We start from the raw sequence: 2,424 nt of genomic DNA on the forward strand, positions 1-2,424 counted from the left end.
AATAGCTAAGTTTTCGTTGCGTGCGCAGCACGAACAATGAAAACCCTGTTGAACGGAACCTTCGGCAGCTTTTGGTTGGGTATTTTCCCACACTATGGGTTTATCGACAAAAGATTTTTAGAGATACAAGAGACTTTGAGAAGAGTCTCTTTTTTTGTGGGTGATTTTGGCGAGTTTTTCTTGGTTTTATCGTGCTTTCCTTCACGTTAGGTTAACATTTCCCTTACCCAAATCCGCTAAAATGCAGATTTAGGAGCAGGTAAATTTCGGCTCATCTCCAAAAACCAACTTGGCGGACCTCGTAGATCGAACGTGGCAATCGTCACAAGATTTCCATCTTTACAACACGTACATTTCGGCTGAAAAGCTTTTGGCGGAAGCTTTTCTTTGGGCTGGATGCCTAAATTTTGTTGTAGATTTTTAAGTTTGATACGCTTCCAGGTGCTGCTCAAAAAACCATAATGACGGATTTTTACAAATCTTTTCGGTAAAATATGCATCACAAAACGGCGGATAAACTCTTCATGGCTCAAAACCATCTGCTTTTTGATGCCTTTTTGGCGGTAATCTTTGTAAGAAAAAGTTACCGTTTCCGCGTCAATTTTCCTGATTCTCTGGTTGCTGATGGCGATTTTATGCGTGTATCTGCCCAAATATTCTACCACAGATTTTGGGCTTCCAAAAGGCTTTTTGGCGTAAACAACCCAAGACTTTTCCCACAGATTTTGCCTGATTTTGGTATACTCTTCAAAGTTTTTATCTTTTAATTTCTCACAAAATTTAGCCCTGAAAACTTTACTCAAAGCCTTTACCGGAAACAAAAATTTGCCGTCTGAACGTAGATTTTTCCAAGCTCCGCTTTCATCCACTCCACCGCCCGGAACAATGCAGTGCAAATGCGGATGAAGGCTCAGATTCTGCCCCCAAGTGTGCAAAACAGCAATCATTCCCATTTTTAAACCTCGATTTTCACCAAACGTTTGAAGCGTTTCCCAGGCAGATTCAAATAAAAAATCGTACAACATTTTGGGCTCGTGAAGCGCGGTTTTGTTCAATACATCAGGAAGCGTAAAAACCACGTGGAAATAAGGTACCGGAAGCAGTTCGGTTTCCCGATTTTCAATCCATTGCTCTCGGTTTTTGCTCTGACATTTTGGGCAATGACGGTTTCGGCAGGAGTTGTAACTGATGCTTACATTTCCACATTCATCACAAGCGTCAATATGACCACCCAAAGCAGAGGTACGGCATTTTTTCAACGCTGAAAGTGTTCGTAATTGCCAAGAATTAAGTCCTAAATCTTCCAATTTTGAACCTAATTTGTTTAAAACATCGGCGACTTCGTATTGAGGTTGAGATTGAGGTTGAACTGACTGTTTTTTTGAGGTTTTTAAACCGCTCATTTTTTCCCAAATTCTGAAAAAAGGGTATCGAGCGGTGAAAAGAGTTTTTGGGTTGAAAGCTGGGCAATTTGAAGATAAACCAGCGTGGTATCGATACTTTCGTGACCGAGAAGATTTTTGATGCTCAAAATATCCATCCCATCTTCCAGAAGATGCGTCGCAAAACTGTGCCGAAGCGTATGGACACTCACTTCTTTCAGGATATTTGCCGTTTTTGATGCCTGCTTTACCGCCCACTGAACGCCGCGCTGGGAGTAACGGGAATCGAAATCGCCACCAGCACGCCCTCCACGAGGTTCTCCAAAGAGATAATCTTCCGGTTTTTCCGCTTCGATATACTTTTTGAGCCCACGAATCAGATGTTCGGAAAGTGGTAAATAGCGGTCTTTTTTGCCTTTTCCCTGAACCACTTTGAGTTGTTTTCGACCAAAATCTAAGTCGCACAAACGGAGATTTCGAACTTCCATACAGCGCAATCCGCAGCCGTAAAGAATGCCGATCAAAATTTTATGTTTTAAAAGTTTACAGCCGGACAACATCTGCCAAACCTCCTGTTTACTAAGCACTACAGGCAGTTTTTTCTCTCTTTTAATTTCCGGAAGACTCAAATAATCATAGCTCAAACCTTCCGATTTAAGCAGAAATCGAAGTCCGTAAACGGTGTGTTTAAAATACGACTGTGAAGGTGATTTTGATTTTTTCTGAAGGTAAAAAAGGTAATCGTGAATTTGCTCGGGATCCAATTCTGTAGGAATTTTTCCGAAATGTAGCGACACCGCAGCGACGTGTCTGGAGTAATTTTGAAAGGTACTTTGGCTTCTTCCCAATACAGAAACCGTACGTTCAAACCTATGCAAAAGCTCCGCAAATCCCGGAACTTCGCGCTTTGCCTGATTGATGATCTTGTTTTCTCTAAGCTCTTCTACACTCTTTTTTTTGTTGCCATTTTACTGATTTTTAATTAGTTTTACAAAGTAACTAAATATAGCGCTGAGAAAGCTACCGAAGGTTTAGTTCAACA

At 41.2% G+C, this 2,424-nt stretch carries 2 protein-coding genes; both read right to left on the reverse strand.

The genetic code is table 11. The features are described from left to right. Window positions 1-236 precede the first annotated feature (236 nt). Window positions 237-1,403 carry an IS91 family transposase gene (locus OK344_RS13370; protein WP_024564049.1) on the reverse strand — a complete coding sequence of 389 codons (1,167 nt, stop codon included), beginning with the start codon at window positions 1,401-1,403 and terminating at the stop codon, window positions 237-239. Beyond that, on the reverse strand, window positions 1,400-2,260 hold the full coding sequence (locus OK344_RS13375; RefSeq protein ID WP_029728479.1) for a tyrosine-type recombinase/integrase: 861 nt from the start codon (window positions 2,258-2,260) through the stop codon (window positions 1,400-1,402). The genes OK344_RS13370 and OK344_RS13375 overlap by 4 nt, the downstream gene beginning before the upstream one ends. Window positions 2,261-2,424 lie beyond the last annotated feature (164 nt).

It is taken from the genome of Kaistella yananensis, from assembly GCF_026107505.2.
GTDB classification, from domain to species: Bacteria; Bacteroidota; Bacteroidia; order Flavobacteriales; family Weeksellaceae; genus Kaistella; species Kaistella yananensis.